The sequence below is a fragment of the Methanohalophilus portucalensis genome, assembly GCF_002761295.1.
GTDB classification, from domain to species: Archaea; Halobacteriota; Methanosarcinia; order Methanosarcinales; family Methanosarcinaceae; genus Methanohalophilus; species Methanohalophilus portucalensis.
Genome location: NZ_CP017881.1, coordinates 1,876,070 through 1,900,884 on the forward strand (window position 1 = coordinate 1,876,070; position 24,815 = coordinate 1,900,884).

The 24,815-nt window shown below is 41.5% G+C and carries 22 protein-coding genes and 4 tRNA genes; 17 read left to right on the plus strand and 9 right to left on the minus strand.

The window, feature by feature from the left end; all coding sequences use genetic code 11:
- Window positions 1-97: 97 nt before the first annotated feature.
- The 3 genes from BKM01_RS09680 to BKM01_RS09690 all read left to right on the plus strand — a co-directional run bounded on the left by BKM01_RS09680 (window position 98) and on the right by BKM01_RS09690 (window position 4,768).
- Window positions 98-1,702: a CHAD domain-containing protein gene (locus BKM01_RS09680; protein ID WP_072358196.1), complete on the plus strand. Its 1,605-nt coding sequence runs from the start codon at window positions 98-100 to the stop codon at window positions 1,700-1,702.
- Window positions 1,703-1,811: 109 nt separating this feature from the next.
- Window positions 1,812-3,884, plus strand: coding sequence for a polyphosphate kinase 1 (gene ppk1, locus BKM01_RS09685; RefSeq protein ID WP_072358199.1), 2,073 nt, complete (start codon window positions 1,812-1,814; stop codon window positions 3,882-3,884).
- Window positions 3,881-4,768 carry a Ppx/GppA phosphatase family protein gene (locus BKM01_RS09690; RefSeq protein ID WP_072358201.1) on the plus strand — a complete coding sequence of 296 codons (888 nt, stop codon included), beginning with the start codon at window positions 3,881-3,883 and terminating at the stop codon, window positions 4,766-4,768. The genes ppk1 and BKM01_RS09690 overlap by 4 nt, the downstream gene beginning before the upstream one ends.
- Here BKM01_RS09690 and pap read toward each other — a convergent pair whose 3' ends face one another.
- Window positions 4,769-6,268: a polyphosphate:AMP phosphotransferase gene (gene pap, locus BKM01_RS09695; RefSeq protein WP_072358203.1), complete on the minus strand. Its 1,500-nt coding sequence runs from the start codon at window positions 6,266-6,268 to the stop codon at window positions 4,769-4,771. It lies immediately after the preceding gene.
- A 57-nt stretch (window positions 6,269-6,325) separates the two neighbouring features.
- Here pap and BKM01_RS09700 point away from each other — a divergent pair, with 57 nt between their 5' ends.
- From BKM01_RS09700 to BKM01_RS09710, 3 genes are all read left to right on the plus strand, one after another.
- Window positions 6,326-6,784 carry a DNA polymerase ligase N-terminal domain-containing protein gene (locus BKM01_RS09700; protein WP_072358205.1) on the plus strand — a complete coding sequence of 153 codons (459 nt, stop codon included), beginning with the start codon at window positions 6,326-6,328 and terminating at the stop codon, window positions 6,782-6,784.
- Window positions 6,785-6,914: 130 nt separating this feature from the next.
- On the plus strand, window positions 6,915-8,840 hold the full coding sequence (locus BKM01_RS09705; protein WP_072358207.1) for a hydantoinase/oxoprolinase family protein: 1,926 nt from the start codon (window positions 6,915-6,917) through the stop codon (window positions 8,838-8,840).
- Between the two features lie 72 nt (window positions 8,841-8,912).
- Window positions 8,913-11,720 carry a DEAD/DEAH box helicase gene (locus BKM01_RS09710; RefSeq protein WP_233125553.1) on the plus strand — a complete coding sequence of 936 codons (2,808 nt, stop codon included), beginning with the start codon at window positions 8,913-8,915 and terminating at the stop codon, window positions 11,718-11,720.
- A gap of 18 nt (window positions 11,721-11,738) precedes the next feature.
- Here the strand turns inward: BKM01_RS09710 and BKM01_RS09715 are convergent, their stop codons facing one another.
- The 4 genes from BKM01_RS09715 to BKM01_RS09735 all read right to left on the minus strand — a co-directional run bounded on the left by BKM01_RS09715 (window position 11,739) and on the right by BKM01_RS09735 (window position 12,707).
- A complete protein-coding gene (locus BKM01_RS09715; protein ID WP_072358209.1) occupies window positions 11,739-11,975 on the minus strand; it encodes a cupredoxin domain-containing protein in 237 nt (78 codons plus the stop codon).
- A 441-nt stretch (window positions 11,976-12,416) separates the two neighbouring features.
- Window positions 12,417-12,488 (minus strand) — tRNA-Gly (locus BKM01_RS09725).
- A gap of 11 nt (window positions 12,489-12,499) precedes the next feature.
- A tRNA-Phe gene (locus BKM01_RS09730) sits at window positions 12,500-12,576 on the minus strand.
- 57 nt (window positions 12,577-12,633) lie between these two features.
- Window positions 12,634-12,707 (minus strand) — tRNA-Val (locus tag BKM01_RS09735).
- A 309-nt stretch (window positions 12,708-13,016) separates the two neighbouring features.
- Between BKM01_RS09735 and mbhE the strand changes: the two genes are divergently transcribed.
- Genes mbhE through BKM01_RS09780 form a run of 9 tightly spaced genes read left to right on the plus strand, consistent with a single transcriptional unit; the run spans window position 13,017 to window position 20,277 of the window.
- Complete coding sequence (mbhE, locus tag BKM01_RS09740) at window positions 13,017-15,386, plus strand: hydrogen gas-evolving membrane-bound hydrogenase subunit E (RefSeq protein WP_072358213.1); 2,370 nt, start codon at window positions 13,017-13,019, stop codon at window positions 15,384-15,386.
- A complete protein-coding gene (locus tag BKM01_RS09745) occupies window positions 15,383-15,799 on the plus strand; it encodes a monovalent cation/H+ antiporter subunit B (protein ID WP_072358216.1) in 417 nt (138 codons plus the stop codon). The genes mbhE and BKM01_RS09745 overlap by 4 nt, the downstream gene beginning before the upstream one ends.
- The gene (locus BKM01_RS09750; protein ID WP_072358218.1) at window positions 15,796-16,215 is read left to right on the plus strand and encodes an NADH-quinone oxidoreductase subunit K; all 420 of its coding nucleotides are present in this window, start codon (window positions 15,796-15,798) and stop codon (window positions 16,213-16,215) included. The genes BKM01_RS09745 and BKM01_RS09750 overlap by 4 nt, the downstream gene beginning before the upstream one ends.
- Entirely contained in the window at window positions 16,212-17,750 is a 1,539-nt protein-coding gene (locus tag BKM01_RS09755; protein WP_072358219.1) for a proton-conducting transporter transmembrane domain-containing protein, read from the plus strand. The genes BKM01_RS09750 and BKM01_RS09755 overlap by 4 nt, the downstream gene beginning before the upstream one ends.
- The gene (locus BKM01_RS09760) at window positions 17,747-18,241 is read left to right on the plus strand and encodes a Na+/H+ antiporter subunit E (RefSeq protein ID WP_072358221.1); all 495 of its coding nucleotides are present in this window, start codon (window positions 17,747-17,749) and stop codon (window positions 18,239-18,241) included. The genes BKM01_RS09755 and BKM01_RS09760 overlap by 4 nt, the downstream gene beginning before the upstream one ends.
- On the plus strand, window positions 18,238-18,507 hold the full coding sequence (locus BKM01_RS09765; protein WP_072358223.1) for a cation:proton antiporter: 270 nt from the start codon (window positions 18,238-18,240) through the stop codon (window positions 18,505-18,507). Before BKM01_RS09760 ends, BKM01_RS09765 begins: the two co-directional genes overlap by 4 nt.
- Window positions 18,508-18,530: 23 nt before the next feature.
- Entirely contained in the window at window positions 18,531-18,911 is a 381-nt protein-coding gene (gene mnhG / locus BKM01_RS09770) for a monovalent cation/H(+) antiporter subunit G (protein WP_257790299.1), read from the plus strand.
- A 43-nt stretch (window positions 18,912-18,954) separates the two neighbouring features.
- A complete protein-coding gene (locus tag BKM01_RS09775) occupies window positions 18,955-20,031 on the plus strand; it encodes an L-threonylcarbamoyladenylate synthase (protein ID WP_084006226.1) in 1,077 nt (358 codons plus the stop codon).
- A 6-nt stretch (window positions 20,032-20,037) separates the two neighbouring features.
- Window positions 20,038-20,277: a hypothetical protein gene (locus BKM01_RS09780; protein ID WP_072358228.1), complete on the plus strand. Its 240-nt coding sequence runs from the start codon at window positions 20,038-20,040 to the stop codon at window positions 20,275-20,277.
- Between the two features lies 1 nt (window position 20,278).
- On the opposite strand, the gene BKM01_RS09785 is transcribed toward BKM01_RS09780, so the two are convergent.
- The 3 genes from BKM01_RS09785 to BKM01_RS09795 all read right to left on the minus strand — a co-directional run bounded on the left by BKM01_RS09785 (window position 20,279) and on the right by BKM01_RS09795 (window position 22,720).
- Window positions 20,279-21,481 (minus strand): potassium channel family protein, encoded by a 1,203-nt coding sequence (locus BKM01_RS09785; RefSeq protein ID WP_072358231.1) that lies wholly within the window; start codon window positions 21,479-21,481, stop codon window positions 20,279-20,281.
- 64 nt (window positions 21,482-21,545) lie between these two features.
- Window positions 21,546-22,106 carry a magnesium transporter gene (locus BKM01_RS09790; protein ID WP_099816322.1) on the minus strand — a complete coding sequence of 187 codons (561 nt, stop codon included), beginning with the start codon at window positions 22,104-22,106 and terminating at the stop codon, window positions 21,546-21,548.
- Window positions 22,103-22,720: a magnesium transporter gene (locus tag BKM01_RS09795; RefSeq protein WP_072358233.1), complete on the minus strand. Its 618-nt coding sequence runs from the start codon at window positions 22,718-22,720 to the stop codon at window positions 22,103-22,105. The genes BKM01_RS09790 and BKM01_RS09795 overlap by 4 nt, the downstream gene beginning before the upstream one ends.
- A gap of 101 nt (window positions 22,721-22,821) precedes the next feature.
- On the opposite strand from BKM01_RS09795, the gene BKM01_RS09800 reads away from it, so the two are divergent.
- Window positions 22,822-22,898 (plus strand) — tRNA-Val (locus BKM01_RS09800).
- Window positions 22,899-23,355: 457 nt separating this feature from the next.
- Here BKM01_RS09800 and BKM01_RS09805 read toward each other — a convergent pair.
- Window positions 23,356-23,916, minus strand: coding sequence for a type IV pilin (locus BKM01_RS09805; protein WP_072358235.1), 561 nt, complete (start codon window positions 23,914-23,916; stop codon window positions 23,356-23,358).
- 236 nt (window positions 23,917-24,152) lie between these two features.
- Between BKM01_RS09805 and BKM01_RS09810 the strand changes: the two genes are divergently transcribed.
- Entirely contained in the window at window positions 24,153-24,809 is a 657-nt protein-coding gene (locus BKM01_RS09810; RefSeq protein WP_072358237.1) for a cobalamin B12-binding domain-containing protein, read from the plus strand.
- Window positions 24,810-24,815: the final 6 nt, after the last annotated feature.

Sequence of the window (24,815 nt, forward strand, 5' to 3'; positions counted from 1 at the left end):
ATTGAGTAACAATGTTCATGAAGTCCAGACCTTCATCTAAAAATAGTTCTGTTTACGATGGGAAGTTTTTAAAATAATCAAATATACATAGGTAATCATGGGCTCGGGTAAATCATTAATAATTGGTCTTTTTGCAGTAATAGCAGGCGCAACACTGGGAATCGGGGGCGCTGTGGCCCTTATGCTGATGGAATTGAACCGTTATTCTCCGGCAGGGGAAATACTGGTGACCATGGGCGCATTTGCAACGGGGCTCGCGCTCATAATGCTGGGATTGAATCTATTAATAAAACAGGAAATCGGTTACACCGTGGTAAGTGCCATCCTATACGCAATCATTATAGGCGGTTTTATTTCCCTCTATCCTGAAAAATGGATATATCCAAACGTGTCCTATATTGCACTGGGGTATCTAGCCACTACACTCTTTCTTATAGCAAGGATCTTCAAAGAAATGCTTACTCATCTTTTAGAGATCAAACAACATAAATTAAAAAACAACCCTAAAAATAATTCATTTTTTATTGCCCTGGCCCAACTTATAATGATGGAACTTACAGGTAATCAAGAGGAAGAAGACCAAAGCAAGATTGGGGGAGAATACATTATGAATCAGGATAACGAAGAACTAAAAGTTACAGAGGAGCTGAAAGAAAAGCCAATAGAAATCGCTCCCGAAGAAGAAAAAGAAGATAGCAAAAAATCAAAAAATAAGAATGAAATCCAAACCGATGACACAATGGCCGAAGCCGCCCGCAAGATCTTCCAGAAACATTTCAAGAAAATGCAAAAGCATGAAATGGGAACAAAAGTCGGCAGGGACATAGAAGAGCTACATGACATGCGCGTGGCTGCCATGCGTATCAAAGCCGGTTTTGAAGTCCTCAATCCCTACCTTGACATGAAAGAACTTGGCGGATATCTTAAAGGAATAAAACGTACCCGCAAAGCACTCGGTAATGTAAGGGACATGGACGTATTCCTTGAACGTATTGACCACTATTGTGATGAGTTACCAGAAGAACGTAAAGGGGAACTCGATTTCCTGAAAGACAACATCGAGATCGAAAGGGCCAAAGAAAGAGGGAATATGCTGGAATATCTGGATGGCAAAAGGTACAACAGGTTCAAGAAAAAGTTTGAGGATGCCCTGGGGAAAAAGAAGTACTGGAAAATGGAAAATGAAAACAGTAAAGGCACACCACGCCCCACCAGTGTACGAGAAGTATTTCCCACACTTGTTTATGGCCAATATGCAAATGTCCTTGCCTATGAAGACAAAGTAGGTCCCGACCCCCATGAAGCACCTTTGGAAGTACTACACAGATTACGCATCGATGTGAAAATCCTGCGTTATACCTTTGAATTCTTCCAGGAAGTACTGGGAGATGAAGCCAAACAGACAATAAAGCGGCTGAAAAGTCTTCAGGATAATTTGGGAGACATGCACGATGCAGCCGTTGCTGTCGAACTGCTGAACGGGTTCAAGGAAAGTGGACACTGGGGAGACAAAAGTACCTCCGATGGAGAAGGGAAAAACAATGCTGTTGATGGCCACATTGATGCATTCATCCATTACAAAGAAGAAGAAATAAAAAAACTGCGGGATGAATTCCCTGCTGAATGGGAAAGTATTACCGGACCGGAATTTGGTAAGATGTTTGCAGAATCCATTGCAGGAATGTATTCAAAGAAAATCTGATTAATATTTTTAGTAGTAATATATAGAATACATACAAAATTGATATATATTCTCCAACCACTAAAATGCCACAAATAGATACATCCAGAATTGTATACAATGGGATACCATGAAAAGAGAATCACTTAAATATATCAATCGGGAAATTAGCTGGCTGTCCTTCAATGAAAGAGTATTGCAAGAAGCTGCCGATACCCGTGTACCCCTGATGGAAAGGCTGAAGTTCCTGGGCATCTTTTCATCAAACCTTGACGAATTTTTCAGTGTACGTGTGGGAACAATCAGAAGAATGATTGATGCCGACATTAATGAAAAAGTGATGTTTGGAGGATCCCCCAGAGAAGTGTTGCAAAAAATACAGAGTACAGTTCTCACTTTGCAAAATGATTTTGACGATGTATTCAAGGAAATTAGTAAGGAACTCCAGAAGAATAAGATATACATACTTGATGAAAATAACCTCAAGGATTATCATAAAAACTACATTTCAGAGTATTTCAAACAAAAGATTCACTCTTTGCTTGTTCCCTTAATGCTCAATGAAAAGAAAAAGTTCCCCTACCTAAAAAATCATGTAATATATCTTGCAATTCATATGTACAGGAAAGAGGATCCTGCAGATTATAAATATGCCCTGATAGAAGTTCCTGCCGATATTATACCCAGATATATCAGCCTGCCTTCAAAAGATGACAAGAAATATGTTATAATCCTGGATGATATCATAAGGTTTGGCCTGAAAGATATTTTTGCAATATTTAACTATGACAGGATCGACGCTTATACAATAAAACTTACAAGGGATGCTGAGCTCGATTTTGAAGAAGATGTAACAAAAAGTTTCTTTGAAAAAGTGATGAAGAGTCTTGAAGAAAGAAAACGTGGACTGCCTGTAAGATTTGTATACGACAGGGAAATTCCCGAGCACTTGCTTAACTTTATCCTCAGAAAAAGCAAAATGAATAATTTTGAGAACCTGATTCCCGGAAGTCGCTACCATAACGCCAGAGATTTCATGGATTTCCCGCGCATGGGAATGGAAGATCTTGGATACCAGAATTCGCCTCCGTTGACACACCCCTCGATCGAGGCACATACAAGTATCTTAAAAGCAATCAAAAGAAAAGATATTCTTCTCCACTATCCATACCAATCTTTTGATTATATGATAGACCTGCTCAGGGAAGCGGCTATTGACCCGATGGTCACCTCGATAAAAATTACCCTGTACAGGGTTGCAAAGAACTCAAAAGTTATCAATGCCCTGACAAACGCCATCAAAAATGGCAAAAAAGTAACAGTAGTAATGGAATTACAGGCCAGGTTCGATGAAAAAGCCAATATTTACTGGACGCAAATGCTGGAAGATGCCGGTGCTATCTTAATTGACGGTGTACCGGGATTGAAGGTGCATGCCAAACTCTGCCAGATAGAACGCAAAGAAGGGGACGAATCTGTTTCTTATAGTGCCGTGGCAACAGGTAATTTCAATGAATCAACCGCGAGATTATACAGTGACCACTGTCTTCTTACCTTTAACAGTCAAATCAATGAAGAAATTAGCAACTTATTTGAATTTTTTGAACATAACTACAAAGTTTATGATTACCAGCATTTGCTGGTAGCTCCCCACCAGCTTAGAAAGAAATATTTGAACCTTATTCGAAAGGAAACAGAAAATGCATCCAGAGGAAAGGAGGCATTCATCTGTGCAAAAATGAATAGTCTTGTGGACAAGGAAATGATCGATGCACTCTATGAAGCAAACAATGCAGGCGTTAAGATAGATCTGATAATTAGAGGCATCTGCTCCCTTGTGCCCGGAGTTGAAGGACAGAGTGAAAACATCAGTGCCATTAGTATTGTAGATAAATATCTGGAACATTCAAGAATTTTTGTATTTTGCAATGAAGGGGATACTAAATACTATATTTCATCTGCTGACTGGATGGTACGCAATCTTGACAAAAGAGTAGAAGTTGCCACCCCCATATATGATCCGGATATACAGAAAGAACTCTGGGACTTCATGAAAATGCAGTTCAATGACAGGAAAAAAGCAAGGATCATCAATGAGAAACAGGACAATCCCTACCTGATAAGTGTTGACGATCAAGAAATCAGATGCCAGGATGAAATATATGATTATCTGGCCAGAAAGACCGGGCAGGCTAATAAATGAAATTCGCTGCTATTGATGTAGGATCCAATGCTATCAGACTCCTGTTTTCAAGGGTGGAGGATGAAACGGGCCAGCCCTTTTTTGAAAAGGTGTCCTTGCTCAGGATACCCCTTAGGCTTGGTGATGATGCATTCATCAACAAGAAAATATCTGAAGAAAAAGCCGACAAACTTGTAGAATTAATGCAGGCTTTCAGACACCTCATAAATGTCTACCAGCCTATAGAATACATGGCTTATGCAACATCGGCAATGCGAGAGTCAAAAAATCACAAAAAAATAGTAAACCGGATCAAAAAAGAATGTGATATCGATTTGCAGGTCATTGAAGGAAAAAGGGAAGCAAAGGTAATTTATTCCAATCATATAGAAAAAATACTGGACAAGAATGGATCCTACCTATACATAGATGTAGGAGGAGGAAGTACCGAAATTACTTTTTTTAAGGGAAAACATGCAGTCAGATCCCGCTCTTTTAACATTGGAACAATCCGGATAAAAGAAGGGTTGGTGCCAAAGAGGAATTGGAAGAGAATGAAAAAATGGATCAAAGACACTCTTGAAGGGGAAGATAATGTTTGCGCAATCGGTACTGGAGGAAATATAAACAAGTTATTCAAACATGCCGGAAAAAAGGAAGGAAAACCTCTGAAATATAAAAAACTCAAAAACACGGCAAATTATCTGGGCAAGTTTACTGTTGAAGAGCGCATAATAAAATTCAATATGAAACCGGATCGTGCTGATGTAATCGTACCGGCATCAAAGGTTTACCTATCAGCTATGAAGTGGGGAAATATCAATAAAATCTATGTGCCAAAGATTGGCCTTGTCGATGGTATGGTCCATGTAATGTACAAAAAACATAAAGAAAATTTTGTCTGATTAACTTTTAAGTTTTTCTTCAATTGCTTCCGTGACGGTTTTCATGGCCTTTATACGGGCATATTTTTTATCGTTACCTTCCACAATTGTCCAGGGGGCATAAGTAGTGCTTGTTTTTTCAAGCATCTCATCTACAGCTTCACGATAGGCATCCCAATTTTCACGGTTTCGCCAATCCTCTTGAGTGATTTTCCATTGTTTGTGAGGTGTTTCACTCCTTTTCTGGAACCTTTCAAACTGGGTCTCCTGATCTATATGCAACCAGAACTTAACAACTACAGCATTCCAGTCAGTAAGCATCGCTTCAAATTCATTAATCTCCCGATAAGCACGTTTCCACTCGTTTTCCGTGCATAGCTGTTCTACCCGTTCCACCATGACCCTGCCATACCAGCTACGATCAAAAATAGCAATTCTACCGGCGGGTGGAATTTCCTTTAAGAACCTCCAGAGATAATGACGCGAGACCTCATAATCATTGGGAGCGCCAATGGGAATAACTGAATAGAGACGTGGATTGAGCCGGTGAGCAAGCCTCCGGATATTACCCCCTTTACCTGATGCATCCCAGCCTTCATAAATAATAATTACAGGAATCTGGCGCTTCAACAGTTCATATTGCAAATGCCTCAAACGTTCCTGATAGTCTTTCTTCTTCTTTTTATATTCCTTTTTATCGATAGTTTTTTCCATATCGGTGCGTGCCAGTATAGAAGTTTTAAGGGATGGTATTCCCGGTAAATCCTCTTTAGGAAAGAGGTCCACAGTAGTTTCAGTAACGGATTTATAATCTACCTCTTTGAGTTTATCTTCCATTGCATTTATAAAAGCCGTCATGATCTTGACAGTGGCAAAATTCCTGTTATTTGCTTCTACAATTGTCCAGGGGGCCCTGAAAGAATCCGTGTTTTCCAGGATTTTTTCTACGGTGTGAAGATAGGTTTCGTATTCATTTGCATAATCCACCTCATCTTCCCCCACAATAAAAAGATCCCCATTATTCTTTTCCAGTTCTTTAAATCGCTGTTGCTGTTTTTCTTTGCTTATGTGCAGGAAGAACTTGATTATAAGGTAACCATCGTCTGCAAGTTGCCTCTCAAAACTCCTGATTCCCTGCAGGCATCTTTCAAGTCCCTTTCCATTGTTTTTTTCAATATGTTCTATAATTGCTCGCCTGTACCAGCTGCGATCAAAGATTGCCACCTGGCCACGGGCAGGAACTTTGGTCCAGAATCGCCACAAAAGCGGCCGGAGTTTTTCCTCATCTGTGGGACTGGTAGCTGTATGGAAACGGAATCCCCTGGGGTCCATGGGAAGAATGAAACGGTTTATTATATCACTCATACCCGAAGCATGCCAGCCTTCGAAGACAACAATTATGGGAAGCTGCATTTTCCAGCTCTTGCGCTGTAATTCCCCCATTTTGATCTCAAGTTTATCGACTAAATCCTTGTACTCCTTATCATCTATTCTTTTTGAGAGATCAACTTTTTCCAGCATTGAAAGCCCCATATAATTGCAATATTCTATTATAGCTCTTTACTCATATTTTTATTTATGCTAGAAGAATACAGGAAAAAAAGAGATTTCGACAGGACATCTGAACCTGAAGCCAAAGAGACTTCCAGATCCGATGAACCTATTTTTGTAATACAGAAACATGACGCCAGCAATCTGCATTACGATCTCAGGCTAGAGATTGATGGCGTACTGAAAAGCTGGGCAGTTCCCAAACAACCTCCAAAAAAAGCCGGAATCAAGAGACTTGCCATACAGACGGAAGACCATCCAATGGAATATGCCGATTTTGAGGGAGAAATACCTGAAGGACAATACGGAGCCGGCAAAGTTGAAATATGGGACAGGGGGAACTACGAAGCAAAAAAGATTGAAGAAAAGGAAATCGTCTTCACACTAAAAGGAAAACAATTGACTGGTGACTATGTTCTTGTTAAGACGAAGTACGGCAAGAACAATAAGGGCTGGTTATTTTTCAAAATGAAAGCAGAAAACTGAATCCTGGTACCCCATACAAATAATCATAAAAATACACCCATCCCGGATATTAAAGGCACATCGATCCCCGGAAGTCAAATGTAAAAGCATTTATACCTACCGGAAAATCTCCTTTTGGAGTGAAAGGAAAATGCAATACAGTCTGGGAATTGATGCTGGCGGAACGTACACGGATGCAGTTCTTATCCGTAACCGGGACGGGAAAGTCGTAGACAGTGCTAAATCCCTTACTACCTATCCGGATCTCATTATGGGCATACATAATGTCCTGGGATTGCTGAACAGGGAATATATGGAAAACATAAACCTAGTGTCCGTATCCACAACACTTTCCACAAATACCCTCCTGGAAAAAACCGGCGCATCCGCCTCCCTAATCCTGATCGGCGACCACCCCCTGGAAAGGGAACTTGCCGCAGAGAATTATGTATTCATAGCCGGAGGACACGACCAAAACGGTGAAGAGTCGAGCCCCCTGGATATGAAAAAAGTGGAGGAATATATCAAAAAAGTGCAGAGCAACGTTTCAGTATTCGCAGTTTCTGGCTATTTTGGAACCCGTAATCCGGAACATGAACTTAAGGTAAAGGATAAAATTCTCAAACTTACCGGCAAACCTGTTGTATGCGGCCATGAGCTTTCCCAAGAACTCGGAGCTTATGAACGAGCTGTCACTGCCCTTCTCAATGCCCAGCTTATTCCTGTTACTACAAAATTCATCCGGTCAGTCATCCATGAAATCGAAAAGCTCGGAATACAGGAAAAAATGCTGATGTTGCGTTGTGATGGGTCTGTGGTCAATATAGAGGATGCTCTGCATCGGCCAATAGAAACTATTTTTTCCGGACCTGCAGCAAGTCTTGTGGGTGCTTCTTACCTGGCAGACCTGAATACCTGTGCCGTTATGGACGTTGGAGGCACAAGCACCGATGTTTCTGCTATCTACAAAGGACTACCGGAGTTAAAAGCAGAGGGGGCTACAGTTGGTGGCTGGAAGACAAGGGTCAAAGCAATCGACATGGAAACTTCTGCCATGGGAGGAGATAGTCACATATGGATTACTAAAAAGAGCATAAATATCGGACCCAGAAGAGTAATACCCCTCTGTGTGGCTGCTACACATCACCCACAACTTATGGAGATCCTGAGTAAGCAGGCACCTACCTTCCGTGTAATGGAAAATGAAAATTTCCAGCCAACCCGCTTTTTCATGAAGAATCAATCAGACCACCAGCATATTAATCCACAAGAGAAAGAAATCCTGGACTTACTGGATGAACAGCCAGTTTCCATACAAACTATTTCCCATCAACTAAATGGGATGCCTTCTGCAAATGTATTGGATTCCCTGATACAGAAAAGACTTGTCCAGGCAATAGGATTCACTCCGACAGATGCCCTGCATGTACTGGGAGATTATACCGAGTGGAATGTGGAAGCTTCTGAAAAAGGGGCTGAGATGCTTTCAAAACTTCTCAGGAAGAACAAGGTAGAGTTTTGTAAAAATATCAAAGAAATGTTTGCAAAAAATATGTCAAGAGAATTGATTCACTTCCTGCTACCAGATGTTGATGAAAAAGTTATCATGGACATACTTAACGGCAAATATCCGGCACGTTTGAATCTGGATATTCCTGTAGTCCTGGTTGGGGGACCTGTTAAGGCTTACGTGGATGAAATACAAAAAATATTGATCGCAGACATAAAGGTACCTGAAAGTTTCGAAGTTGGCAATGCGGTAGGAGCACTTATGGGAAAAGGGATCAAACGCGTGGATATTATGATCAGGCCACATTCCCTGCAACGACCCGAAGAGGATTTTCTTGTATTTGCACCCGGGCAAAGAAGGCAGTTTAAGAAATATGTGGATGCCCTGGATTTTGCAAGAAAGACCGGAGAAGATACTGTAAAAGCATACATGAACAAATGCCGTATAGATTCTGACAGGGTGAAAATCACATTTGAAAAGAAAACCGTGGTCCCGGACGGGTGGCATCACCCACCAATGGAAACACGCCTGATAGTGATGGGTGTAGGCACCCCAAACATCGGATAAACATAAGAATAACCAATCCTCTATACCACCCCAGCCAGCTTGCCGTCATTATATACACATTTATTCAGGGGCATGGAAGAGGACAAAACAATGGATATTGAAAAAATACTTTCCAAAATAAAATCATCCAGGGGTTACGAAGGACAAATCGTACACAGTGAATCCATAAAAGAAAAACAGGGAAAGTATGATAATGTCGATATCAAACCATTGCTCAGATTTGCCCTGCATGAAAGAGGAATTAAAAGACTATATTCCCATCAGACAGAAGCTATTGAAAAGATCAGAAGTGGAAAAGATATCGTACTGGCAACCAGTACTGCCAGCGGAAAATCCCTGGCATATACAATACCTGTTTTTGAAGAAATAATGGATCATCCTGACTCCACTGTCCTTTATATATCGCCCTTAAATGCCCTTGCCAATGATCAGTATTCAAATTTTGTGAAATTGAGAGATGTACTGGGTGAAAGTATTGACATTGCCCGTTTTGTAGGATCATCCTCAAAAGAAGAGAGATGGCAGGCAAAAGCCGATGCAAATATTATTTTTACCAATCCCGAAATGCTGCATATGAGTGTACTGGGCTGGAAACAGCAGTGGTACAGAGTATTATCCAACCTGAAATACATAATCCTGGATGAAAGCCATTATTACACCGGTGTCACCGGCAGCAACATGGCAAATCTGTTGCGCCGGCTGCAGAGAATATGCGACCACTACGGCTCCAATCCCCAATACATATGCTGCAGTGCCACCATTGGCAACCCCGGGAAACATGCATGCAGCCTGACTGGAAAAAACGTGGAGGTCATTGACAGGGATGGTTCAGGCAGGGGAGCACAAAAGTTTGTATTCTGGAACCCCCCCGCATACTATAACAAAAAGGGTTATTTCTTGCGCAAAAGCAGTTTTGCAGATTCAAACCGGCTGTTTACCACATTAATACAGGAAGGGTTACAAACTATTCTTTTTACCCGTTCCCGCCAGAAAATGGAGAGAATGTACCTCCAATCAAAAAATGAACTGCAAAACCGGGGGTTGAAAGAAAAGATCTCCCCTTATCGTGGTGGCTATAGTCCAGAAGACAGGATTCTCATAGAAAAACAATTGCAGAATGGTACCCTTAAAGGCGTCCTTTCAACAAATGCCTTAGAACTCGGGATTGACATCGGAGGACTCGACGGTTGTATCCTTGATGGATTTCCAGGCACTATAATGAGCACACGACAGCAGGCCGGAAGAGCCGGCAGAGGAGAGAACGAAAGCATGGTGGTACTTGTTGCCGGCCAGGATGCCCTGGACCAGTACTACATGCGCAATCCAGAGAAATTTTTTGCAAAATCTTGCGAGGATGCTGTCATCAATCCTGAAAATACCTACATACAAACGGGACATATCCTGTGTGCAGCAAAAGAATTACCCCTGCAACAGGAGGACGAGAAGTATTTCGGTAGCGGAATACGGGATGTCATTGACGTCCTGAAGGAAGAAAAATTGCTTGCAGAAAATGAAAAGGGTACAATCTGTCTTGATAATCATCCTCATGGACAGGTGAACATAAGGGGAGCCGGGAGGAACGGATATTCCCTTATAGATATCACAGGTGGCAAGAGGAAAATTATTGAAAAAGATCTGGAACGCTCAATGGCTTTCAGGGAAGCATTTGAAGGAGCCATCTATATCCATATGGGAAATCCCTATGTTGTGCAAAAAATGAACCACAGCAAGAAAGAGATCCTTGTTGAGAAGGGTAAAGCTGATTATTATACCAAACCAATGATTGCCTCCGAGATATTCCTCAGAGAAAAGTACGAGGAAAAAAAGCCCGGGAAACTGGACGATATTACCGTCGGTTTGGGAAGGGTCGAGGTTGTCGAACAGGTAACAGGTTTCCGCAGAATACAGCACGGATCGGATGAAGAGATGGGCAGGAAGGAGATAGAAATGCCCCCCTCATCCCTTGAAACCGAAAGTTTGTGGATAGACCTGCCTGCAGGCTATGAAGAGATGGTGAATAAACAAAAGCGGGATTTTGCCGGTGGCCTGCATGCAATTGAACATGCAATGATAGCAATGTATCCAATACATCTGCTTGCAGATCGCAACGATGTCGGAGGAGTATCCACGCCATCACATGGAGATCTGGAGGGAAGAAGCGGGATATTCATCTATGATGGTCATGAAGGAGGCGTTGGTTTTGCAGAGAATGGTTTTGAAAAAATTGAAGAAATGCTTGATGTTACCTTAAAAGCAATCAAGGGTTGCCCCTGTGAAGAGGGATGTCCTTCATGTATCCAGTCCCCGAAATGTGGCAATAACAATGAGCCACTGGATAAACATGCAGCTATAATGATAATGCATGAAATACTTGGATTGGAGAAATACATCCCCCCTGCAAAGAAGGAAAGAAAAACCGTCTCAAAATCGCAGGGCAAACTTTCTACAGATAATACAAGCAACACAGATGCATTAAACCGTGCCCGAAGTAAATTGCGGAATAAGAAAAAAGCGAGTGTTGAAGAACTGATAATAAAGGGCCAGGAATGCAGGACAGATCACAAAAAGGCCTATGAATTGTTCAGTAAGGCACTGGAAATGGAGCCGTCCAACAAGAATGCCCTTTTCAATAAAGGAGTGGCCTGCATACAGCTGGGCAAGTATTCCCAGGCAAACAGGTGTTTTGATACCCTTGTGCAGCAAGGCATGAACAAACCGATAATATGGGAAATGAAGGGGCGGGCTTTTCATGGAATGCACAATTACGGGATGGCTGTACAGATGTACAAACAGGCACTTGGATTGCATCCAAAAGATAAAGATGACATAAAGCGGATTCAGGGATTGCTTGGAAAAGCACGCAAGAGCGCTAATGGCTGATAATAGAGATATCAAACATTATTTTACTGTGACCTCAAGTGTCATTTCCGGGATATCTGTCACACTGAAAGTGTAGGTGCCTTTTTCAGTGAAAGTGTAGAAATAAACATCTTTGGAACTCATTTCCTGATTTTCAAAGAGGTTATCGTCGCTCACAAGTACGTAGGTACCCTGTGGTTTATAGTTTCTCCAGGCTATAGCATCCCCTATTTCTAATTCCATTTCAGAAGGAGTCATTACCCCATAGTATTCCATTCTTACACCATGATGTTTGCCATCATCGGCTATTTCACATCCCCTGATGAAACATTTTCTGGGGATGTATCTTCTTCCAACCCTTCCATACTAGAGGAACTATCCGAAGTACCAGCACAACCACTAACCACTATCATAGAGATTATCATTAATGCAAACAGAATTAACCAATTATATTTCATATCGACACCTTATTACCATCTGGCCCTTTACGCATATAAAATCTATATTTTTAACCTTTATATTTTTTATGAGAGAGGCATCGCTCTGACTAAATTTTTGTCCTTTTATAAGTGACTTAATAGCAAAACTCCGTTGCACAAATCCAAAGAAACAAAAAATATACTAAGATACATTACAGTAGAAAATAAAATAATATAAGGAAATTTACAGGATAATATAACAGACCGAACTAAGGGATAAAAGGATAAAAAATAGGTATACATCAGCCGGGATTCGAACCCGGGTTCGAGCGTTGGCAACGCCCGGTGATAACCACTACACTACTGATGTTCATACTGAATTGGTGCCCAGACCCGGACTCGAACCGGGGACAACTGCCTCTTCAGGGCAGCGCTCTCCCAAACTGAGCTACCTGGGCATTGGGAGCACCACATAAATGCGGTTTTTTTATTTAAACATATCGCAATTTCGGAAGTGGGCCCGCTGAGAGTCGAACTCAGGATCCCCGCCATGTCAAGGCGATGTCATAACCTACTAGACCACGGGCCCATTTTGCTTATCAGACATCTACAAAAACGCAGACACCCTGTACCTCAGGGCCACCCTGAAGCACTCTCCCTATACAGATTTAACCTATATATATTTTGTTGCTCCCCAGAGAGGTATATATAAAGAAGACAGCGCCGTCAGGCCATAAAATCTGACAAAGCAAAATGAATAATGATTAAGAACCGCGGTCTGACTTAAACAAAAAACAAGTGAAGAAGAACAATAGATAAATATGATCAAATAGACTTGATAAAAATGTTTATTGATCATGAACAACAGTTATATATTGGAATTTAATTAAGGAGAGGCATGGACTCCTTTACGGCAATCATACTGGCTATATTTTTACCCTTTGCCGCGGCGATATTCATACCGCTGCTGGAAAAGTTCCTGAAACACAGGATCGGTTGGTTTGCAGCAGGAATTGCCTTCCTGAGTTTTGCATTAATAGGTATAGTAGCTCCCGAAATAATTCATGGACATATAATACAACACTCAATTGAGTGGATGCCAAGCATCGGTGCAGAATTTAGCATTTATGCCGATGGGCTGGCCATGATGATCGGATTCATAGCATCCGGTATCGGTGTAATTATAATGTCCTATTCCAATGGGTACATGTCCCACAAGGAAGACCTCCCCCGTTATTACCAGTACTTGCTCTTATTCATGGGGTCCATGATCGGTATGGTCTTTGCAGGGAATACACTCCAGCTATTCATATTCTGGGAACTTACCAGTATCACATCATTCATGCTCATCGGTTACTGGAGAGGGAAACCCGCTTCCATCTACGGGGCCACCAAATCCCTGCTGCTCACAGCAGGTGGCGGTCTTTTCATGCTGGCAGGATTTATCCTGCTACATACTATTACAGGGTCCTACGATATCGCTACTATTCTCCAGAACCCCGCCATAATTGAAAACATCAAAGCTCATCCTTTCTTCTTAATAACACTGGTCCTTATCCTGATAGGTGCAGCTGCCAAATCCGCACAGGGGCCTTTTTACATATGGCTTCCAAATGCAATGGAGGCTCCCACACCAGTCAGTGCTTTTTTACATTCAGCAACAATGGTTAAGGCCGGAATATATCTGGTAGCCAGGGTACACCCCATATTTTCAGGCACAGAAGCCTGGTTTATTCTGGTAAGTGGAATTGGCATATTCACAATGCTGCTTGCGGGATTTTTGGCCTTCCGCCAGACAGACATCAAAGCAATCCTGGCATATTCAACTATCAGCCAGCTGGCATACATGATGACAATGTATGGTTACACATCCTACCACGAACCCGGTTTAGGAGTGGCAGCAGCAACATTCCATCTTCTCAACCACGCAACTTTCAAAGCGTGCCTTTTCCTGGTAGCAGGTATTGTTGCACACGAGGCAGCCACCAGGGACATACGCAAACTCGGTGGTTTGCGAAAGGACATGCCGATTACCTTTATCATTGCATCCATAGCAGCCCTTGCAATGGCAGGAATTCCACCTCTTAATGGTTTCCTTAGTAAGGAAATGTTCTACGAAACCTCTGTTGAGATGGGCCACATCATAGGAGGGCCTTTCACATTCCTGATACCGGCAGCAGCAGTACTGGGAGGTGTATTTACCTTTGCTTATTCCATCAAACTTATCGACGGGATATTCCTGGGAGAAAAACACCATGACCACCTACCTGAACATATACATGAACCACCGTACACAATGCTTGTTCCTGCAGCATTCCTTGCAGGTCTTGTCATCCTGTTTGGCCTTGTCCCTTCGATTCCGGTTCACAATATAATTGAACCTACAACCGCGGGAATCGTGCTCGAGGAAGTACATCTGCATGTTAAACTCTGGCATGGTTTTACACCGGCCCTTTTCATGACAGTAATCACTTTCATAGCAGGCCTGACAATTTACACACGCTATGATAGTATAGCGGCCTGGCAGGACAGGTTTAATGCAAAATATCCGCGGGTAAGTGTGAACTATTACTATGACAGGATTGTTGATGGAGCAAAGGGAAGTGCAAAGGGATTTGCCAACTTTACCCAGCCCGGTAGCATAAAGCTCTACATCTATGCTATATTATTTTTAATGGTCATACTGTTTGCCATACCAGCATTCATGATGGCAACACAGGTATTCCCTGCCAACCTTAATTTTGACATTCCCCCTTACGAGGCACTGATAATGACCCTTATGGTCATTGCAGCAGTCGCAGCAGCAACCCTGCATAGATATCTTCCTGCCGTAATAGCACTTTCTGCAGTTGGTTATATGGTCAGCTTGGTATTCATATATCTCAAAGCACCCGACCTTGCTCTTACACAGGTACTTGTGGAAACTCTGGCAACAATAATATTTTTGCTTGTGATAGCAAGGGTACCCCAGACATTCAAAGAAAAAATACCAAAAACCACATTGATAAGAGATATAGGAATTTCATTTACTGTTGCTGCCACTGTATTGATCCTATTACTTAATGCAACACAGGGTATAGCACCACCATTTGAATCCCTGTCCCACTATTTCCTGGAGAACAGTGTAAAACTTGCAGGAGGACATAATGTTGTAAATGTAATCCTTGTAGATTTCCGTGGCTATGATACCCTGGGAGAAATATCAGTATTATGTCTGGCAGCACTTGGGGTCTATAATCTTATAAAGAGCAGAGGTGAAGGAGAATGACTACATTAATCACAAAGACAATTACAAAAATCTGTATCCCTCTTGTAAGTTTATTTTCTATATCCCTTTTATTGGCAGGACACAATAATCCCGGAGGAGGATTTATCGGCGGTGTAATGTTTGCCTCTGTAATTTCCCTTACCTACGTAGTATTTGGTTTAAAGTACACCAAATCATTCTTTAATCCTTCCTGGGACAAATTATTCGGGGCAGGATTACTCATTGCTTCATTGACCGCTTTTGGAGCAATACTATACGGAAACAATTTTTTCAGGAGTTCAATCAAATTTGTAGATATCCCCCTCTACGGTGAAATAGAGTTGGCATCAGCCACCCTCTTTGATATTGGAGTATATTTTGTCGTAATTGGCACTCTGCTACATATATTCAAAAACGTGGGTGAAGATAAATGAACAATACAATATTATCGATTACAATAGCCCTGATATTTGGAATTGGGACATTTTTAATCCTACGCAGGGACATCATAAAAATCATTATTGGTTTATCCCTGATTTCCCATGCAGTAAACATGCTAATCGTTTCAACTGGAGTATTTGATGGTGAAAAAGCTCCTATAATAACAGACGGCCATCATGGTTCTGGCAGCGGGATAATTTTTACAGATAAATTATCAGAAGGTATACTTGCACCAATTGTACCTTCTGGAGTGGAAACCCCTTTCGTAGACCCCCTGGTCCAGGCTCTTGTATTAACAGCTATTGTAATCAGCCTTGCGACTACTGCATTTATACTTATACTGGCCTACCGCATCCATGAAGAATACGGCACCACAGATATCAGGAAACTCAGGAGGCTGCGGGGATGAATATTCAGGAACATCTCCCAATATTACTGGTTGCAACACCTATTCTTATGTCAGCATTAATGATAATGCTGCGTTCCAGGCCAACTTTCCAGAAAACACTCAACATAATTGTATCAGCATCCATATTATTGATGAGTATTATTCTCCTCTTGCAAGTATGGAACAGCGGGATACAGGTTTACGAAGTTGGAGAATGGGGTAAATATGGAATAATGCTCGTTGCCGACCTGCTGGGCTCCGGGATGGTTGTATTGAGTTCAGGGATATCCCTGCTTGCGCTTATATATTCCCTTGACTACATCGAAGGAAAGTCCCTGAACACAACATATCATTCCCTTTTTAACCTGCTTGTTGCAGGCTTAAATGGAACATTCCTCACCGGGGACATCTTCAATATGTTTGTGTTTTTCGAAATACTGCTGCTTTCATCATGCGGACTGGTAGTAGCTTCGGAAAACGGAGGTGTCACAAAAATTTCCGATAAAATGGAGGCGACATTCAAGTATCTCATCTTGAACATAATCGGATCGATGGTAATGCTGATTGCAATTGCTTCCCTGTATGCCACCATGGGAACCCTGAATATGGCAGACCTGTCTGTCAAAATAGCTACACTGAGTGATGCAGGAACTATGCCCTGGCACATCTATTTCATTGCTTTGCTGTTTATCATCGTTTTTGGTAACAAGGCCGCCATATTCCCTCTTCATTACTGGCTGCCGGATGTTCACCCGACAGCCCCCTCACCCATAAGTGCCATGCTTAGCGGCGTTATGATAAAAGTGGGAGCATATGGAATTCTCAGGGTATATTTCCTGGTCTTTAAAGATGCACTGTTTTTACTACAACCAATTATCATCCTGCTTGCATTGATTACCATAGCAATAGGAGCCATTGCTGCTGTCGGCCAGAAAGATGTCAAAAGACTACTTGCCTATTCCAGTGTCAGCCAGATAGGTTATGTTTTCCTGGGGATTGGAATGGGAACAGCTTATGCCCTTGCAGCTTCTTTGGTATATCTTGTTAATCATGCAATTGCCAAATCTATGCTTTTCCTGACCTCCGGAGGAATTATTCACCATGCCGGAACAAGGGATATGCATCAGATGGGAGGAATGGTCAAAAGTGCGCCTCTGATGAGTAGCATGTTCCTTATAGGAGCAATGTCCATTGCAGGATTGCCGCCGCTGGGAGGTTTTATAGCAAAATTTGTCCTTTTTGATGCGGCCATGTTGGGAGAATATTATTTGCCAGTGCTTATAGGATTTGCATTCGCAGTTTTTACAATATTCTACATGTTCAGGGCATGGCTACTCATGTTCTGGGGTGAAGCAAGGGATTCTGAAAAATATGGCCCATATTCATCACATGGACTTTCACCAATGATTACAGTACCAATAATTATACTTGCAGCCGCTGTACTCATCCTTGGTGTGTATTCAGAACCATTGATAGCTCTTTCAAGTGAGATTGCAAATCAGCTCCTTGATCCACAACCATATATCAACGCAGTACTCGGAGGGAGCGTAAGATGAAGAGATATGTTCTGTATTCAATTGCACTTGGTTTTGTCTGGTGTTTTGTTCATGGTGTCGTTAACCTGAGCAATTTCCTCATAGGTGCCATGATCGGACCATTCCTGATCAGGCCATTTAAGGAACTCTATAGTTTCGGAGAGGAAATTTCTTACAGGGAAAAATTAAACCGCATACCAAAACAGATACATTATTTCTCCATACTTATAGTTGAGATTGTAAAGGCAAGTTTCGTTGTAGCAAAAATCGTACTGCAACCAAAAATCGATATAAAACCTGGCATTATAGCAGTTCCCATCAGGGCAAAAACAGATGTTGGTATTACAGCTATCGCAAACACCATCACCCTTACGCCTGGAACCCTTACTATTGATGTATCTGATGACAAATCTGCATTATATGTACACTGTATTGACATCGACAATGCAAAAGAAATACGTGATTCCATAAAGGACGATCTGGAAGAATATGTACTGGAGGCCTTCGAATGAACACAATCCATTTGCTGGACATAGCACTTGTATTCATGGTATTATCAATTATCCCCTGTATCCACAGGATTATCAAAGGTCCAACAATTCCGGACAGAGTAATCGCAGTGGATGCCCTGGCAACAGTAATTGTGGTCATGCTGGGTGTTTATTCTTTTGTCCAGGAATCTGTGTTCTTCATGGATGTAGCCCTTGTGATTTCTATTATAGCCTTTGTTGGAACCGTCACAATAGCAAAATATCTGGATGAGGGAGTGGTATTCTGAGTAACATAACATTTATACAGGATATTCTTAGCAATTTTTTCTTCTTCGCAGGAATGTTCTTTGTATTCCTGGGAATGCTGGGACTTTATAGGCTCCCTGACGTATACAACCGGCTTCATGCAACAACCAAGATCGGAACACTGGGAGCCTTTGGAGTAATGATGGGAATCGTTGTAAAACTTGGATTCGGACCTATGGGAATCAAAGCAATTACTGTCGGTCTTTTTCTTCTGTTAACAGCTCCTGTAGCAGCTCACATGATCAGCCGGGCTGCTCACCGTCACGGAGTTGGACTTTGCGAAGAATCAACGGTAGATGACTACGGTAAAACCTATTGTCTAATAAATTCCAGCTGCCCGGTTAAACATGAAGAGACTATTGAAAATGACAATGAGAAGATGTGAAAGTTAAAGATATAAGGTTAGTCTGTCTTGAGATAGGGAAGAAATGGATCAAGTACCCCATATGCAAAAAAAAACAGAGATTATGAGGATTGCTGAAGAAACAGCAGACGATATATTCAAAGAGGCAGGAAAGTTGTTGCGAGAAGGCAAAACTGTTGCCTTCCCTACAGAAACAGTTTATGGACTGGGAGCCGATGCACTTAACCCACAAGCTGTAGAGCAAATATTTAAAGCAAAGGGCAGGCCTGCTGATAATCCCCTTATAGTCCATGTATCAAATCAGGACCAATGCAACCAACTTGTGAGCACTTTCACCCCGATTGCTAGAAAACTTGCAGAATGTTTCTGGCCGGGGCCCCTGACAATAATTCTCGAAAAAACAGATATGGTGCCTTATATAACTACGGGAAGACTTGAAACCGTAGCAATCCGCATTCCTGCAAACCAGATTGCCCAAAATATTATAGAGGCAGCCTGCAAACCTATTGCTGCCCCCAGCGCAAACCTTTCCGGTCGGCCCAGCCCTACAACTGCATCCCATGTCGAGGAAGACCTTCAAGGCCGAATCGATGCAATTGTAGACGGAGGGGAAGTAGAAATTGGTGTGGAATCCACAGTCGTCGATGCACGCGGAGAGGTCCCGGTGATATTGCGCCCGGGAAAGATATCTGCCGAAGATATACAGCAATGCACAAACACAGAAGTATGTATTGGATATGCAAAAAAGAACAATATGGAAAAACCTCTTTCACCCGGCATGAAATATACCCATTATTCACCTTCTGCAAAGGTTATACTTGTGCAGGGAAATGCAAAAGATGTATCTGCAAAAATTGCATACCTTGTTGGAAACACCAATGAGGAACAGGAAAGGGTAGGATTGTTACTTACAGAAGAGATCCAAAACGATTTCCAGTTGGAAGATAAATTATCTATAGGCCAGGCAACTAAACCCGATACAGCAGCAAAGCGTATTTTTGCAGGATTAAGAGAGATGGATTCAAAGTGTATGGATTTGATAATTGTAGACGGATCTTTTACTGAAAAAGGGATTGGAGCTGCAGTCCTTGAGAGACTGCAAAAAGCAGCTGATATGATTATAACTACACCACGGATGTGAACACCTATGAAGGATGAGAAAAAAGAATATCTTGTACACAAGCAAATGTATCAAAGTACCGTTAAAAGAAACAAAAAGATTGGTCTGGCAAACATGTTTGTCCTGGCTACAGGGCTTGCATTAAAATATTTAGGCAGACCGGATATCGGTGAGCATTTTATCTGGCTGGGAATTGTAATCCTTCTGTATACATTCGGATCCAACATGTTGGCAAAAAAAGAAATGCAAAAGCACCAGCCAAAATGAGTCAGTCCTCTCTCACCGGGCAGGCGCACATTTCCAGCAGAGCCTCTTCCCCGGTGCGGGAACCACGTCCTATAAGGATGTCGCCACCCTCAACACGGGTGCGGGCACTTGGACTGTAAAGCCATCTGCCTGCTCTTTTTACAGCCATTATGTGAACTCCTGTCTCCGTGGCAAGCTGCAGTTCCCCGAGAGTATCACCGACAATAGGAGAGCAGTCTTCCACTTCAACCCTCGTGATAACTTCATCCGAACCCCTGACGGCAAGAGTAATAATGGGATGCAGTTCTATATCCCTGAGCACCGTATCAGCAATACCATAAGCAGCATCAGAGATGGCTTCAGATGCATTGGCAAGATGTAATAGACCCTTGAGCTCGTCAACATCAGATACGTGTTTTGCGGTTTCGAGTACCCAGTGCTGGAGATCATATTTCATGACATCCATCTCAGATTCAATGGCACGCACCTCTTCTGCTATGTCATTATTGTCGTAGAGTATGGCAAAATAGGCAAGTCCTACAGACATTTCAGCCATGTTTTTCATATCTACGATGATATCCACGGCTTTTTCCAGGTCTCTTAATAACCGCTCGTGTGAATTATCCCGCAAAACATACTCTTTGTTTGTAGCTAATTTGATTAGAAGAGGGACCCCTTCATCATGTCCCCTTGCAAACAGGACATCCCCGGAACGTATGCGTGTTGAATGATCCGGATCGTATATCCAATCATTCTGGCGCCTGATAGCAATAAGCCACATCCCTGTTTCAGTATCAAGTTCAAGATCACCCAGCGTATAGCCACTCATGCTGGAATCATCGCTTACTGTTACCCTTAAAATGGTTTCTTCAGCTTCTCTGAGTGCCATTTTTAGTTCCAGCGGAATACCCATTTGCATCAGGACAATTTGAGCGATATCAGCAGCTGCATTTGCAATTTTTTCAGAAGAGGAAGCTACCTGAAGCACACCAGTCATTTCTTCGGCTTCCTCAACACGACGGGTGCTTAACATTGCAGCCATGTTCATGTGATAGTAGTAAGTATCCATCCTCTCTTCTAAGCGGAGGACTTCCTCAGCAATATCCTCATCGTCATAAACCATAGCAGAGTAAGCAAGATCTACCATCAGTTCTGACGTGTCTTTCATTTGAATAAGAAGGTCTTTGAGATTAGTAGGGCTGTATTTGATCTCTTTGGGACACATGATTCATTCTACCTTTGTTAACTAAAACTAATTCGCGAATATAAAAACATAATCATTATTAGTGTCAGACAAACTCCAACAATGCTATAACTCCAAATATGGCAGAGATCCCTACAACATCACCGATAGTTGCAATTATAGGAATAACGGTATCATCCGGATCAAGCCCGAATTTGTGAGATGCAACTGCTACAACCAGTGTTACTGCATATACTATGACCAGTTCTACCAGGCATGCCAGTACCGAGATGGTGAAGAGGGTTGTAAACTCTATACCATCGTAAACAATCATCCCCACAATCCATACCACTACACTCAGGAAACAGGAAGCTACAATACCTACAATAAAAGCGGCTATCAGGCTATTGCGTACAACAGGATTCTTATGGATACGTGTGGTACCAAGACCCATATGAAAAGCCGAGGCCAGTCTTGCTCCAAGCATGCTGCCGGTATCCCCACCTATTTTTATCAATGCGGGTATCAGGAGTAAAAGGATCGGAAATGAGATCAAACTATCCAGATGCGAGTTCATGATCTGACCTGCAAAAAGACCGATGAAAGAAGTCAGGAAAAGGATCGGTGCACTGCTTTTTACAATGCTTCCAATGGTGTAATAACTCATATTGCCAACACCACCTTTGCAGAAAGAAATAGCATGAACATAGACACGATATCACCGATAGTTGCTATAGAAGGCGTGACTACATTATCCGGGTCAAAGCCAAACCTGAACATGCCTATGGCAAAAAACGTCGCTATTACAGAGAGAATCAAACCTGAAGACAAACCTGCCATCACGGCTATTAATGTAAGGGTTAAAGCACCTGCACTTTCCAGACCCAGAGCAATTGTCATAAAATGACCCAACAAACCCAGTACAAAAGAGAGCAACAAACTGAGCAAAAGAGAACCACCAATATTGTTGAGCAATTCAGGATTACGTTCGATTTTTGTGATCAGACCCATATGTATTGCACTGCCCAGACGGGATCCCAGAGTAGAGGAGATGTTACCCCGCATTCCAAGCACTGCCGGAGTTATCACTAACAAACCGGGAATTACCTGAAGTTCTTCTGTCATACCAGAAAGAATGAGGCCTGCAACAACACCTCCTACAGTAGCAAGAAGCTCAAAGGGAAGAACTTCCCTTACAATCGAACCAATACTTGCATAATCCCCGAGATAATAGGCTTCTATATCTTCTTCATATTCATAATCTTCAGGGTCTGAATCCATCAAAACCTAATCAAATCTTACTATTATAAAAAGAATGGCATTCCATACATCAAAAATGATATATACAACTTGTAACATCTAGGGGATGCAAACGCAGGCAAGGGCCCGTGGTCTAGTAGGTTATGACATCGCCTTTACACGGCGAGGATCCTGAGTTCGAATCTCAGCGGGCCCACCAGACTTTTTATCGTCTTCTGATATTGATTTTTCAAGATTGTTAAGCTTATTTTCCAGATATTCTACTCTTGTCTCAAGATCAGATTTGGTAATTGGTTGTACAACTTCGATTTCACTATCAAAATCTTCGTCCAGCGAGATTATGAATAATGAAGTGCCTTTGTTGCTAGTGTTCTGATAGTACCCGTTTTTTGGAGAAGGATTTGTTGTAGGATTTTTTATTTTATTTTGAGACAGATTATTTTTACAGCGACTTAGTGTACACGGTATACACTCATCAACTGGAATTATGATATAGAAAGACTTGCCCTTCTGGAGAGTATAAAATTGGAATGCTTTGAAGTATATTGGTAAGAAACTGTACGCTTAAAGAATATTAAGTAATCAATAATTAGATGTTTAATGCTTAAATTAACAAGCATTTAAACCCTTATCTCAAAAAAAGGTAAAAATTGAAGTTATAGTTGGAGTTTTTTATCCAGCAACACTTGATTTGAATAGGCATCTATAATCTGTAAACGCCATTGACCCGAAGGTTTGAAAGGTTGTACAACTCCTTCTGTCACTCTTACCTTATCATTTGTTATCCAGAAATTTCCATCATACTCATGTTGATAATAAAAAATATAAAATCTTTCAGCTGTTTCTACTTCTTTTCCCGTCATTGTTATTGAATTGATTACTTCATGCCTTTTGCCAACGGGGTCAAACAGATATATTTCAGTACCTTGTATCCCACTATGAGTATCCTCCTCATATTCCTGGGATAACTGGTCCCCTCCGGTTTTTTGTAAAATGACAATAGGAACCTCTGGGTTGTCATTATAAATTCCTGTTTCAGTTGTTACTTCAAATGCAGCGAAAGATGGTTTTTGGAGGTCTGTTACATCGGAACTCAAAAATTGAGATGCAACGACTGCTGCCAGTATTATTGTCACAATCAACATGAGGATAATACCAATAGCAGGTGCAATTCCATCGTCAGACTTTGAAGGAAACAAACTGGCAGGCTTTATCATATGAAAAGAAATACAATTATAATTTATATATTTATTGATATTAGTAAACCGCAGTATACTGTTTTTCTTATTGTTTATTTTAAAATTATATGAATATTTTTATATTATAAAATTCAGGAATAAAAGAACTGTTCTTATTAGATATTTCAGGACTATTCAAAATATACAGTGTCCTTACACAACATGTAAACAGCGTTATATGTTACAACGTATATTTGTTATATAAGGGGAGTAACATGACATCAGAAGACGAAATTCTCGGGCAATTATACAAATCCTTTATAGAAAACAATGAAGAAGGAGTACACAGGGCTATCGATAAGTGGTTTGAAAGAGGTTATGAGGAAAAACAACTCCTATTCAAACTTATTGAAGCTCAGGAAGAGGTTGCCAGACGATTTGAAGAAAATGAATGTTTCCTTGCCACTTTGATTAATTCAACAACCATTCTTCAAAAATCCAACAAGCTCATCACTGAAAAAATGGCCAACAAAGGTTTTGCTTCTAAAAATAAGGCAACTGTAGTCATAGGAACTGTAAAAAACGATACGCATGACCTGGGAAAAAATATTGCTGCATGCAGGCTGCAAATCGCAGGTTTCAAGGTAGTTGACCTTGGAAGGGATTTGCCTACATCAGAAATTGTTGATGCTACCATTAATAATAAAGCCGACATACTTGCAGTGTCATCAATGACAAGCATCACAATGGATAACCTCAAGGAAATAGTTGATTTGGTAAAAGAAAAAGGATACAGAGAAAATGTAAAAATAATAGTCAGTGGTGCTCCAGTAACAAAGGAATACGCTGATAGAATCGGGGCAGATGCGTATGTTAGGACTGCATCAGAAGCCGTGGAAACTGCAGAGAATTTTATAAGCCAGAAATGCTGAAAAGAG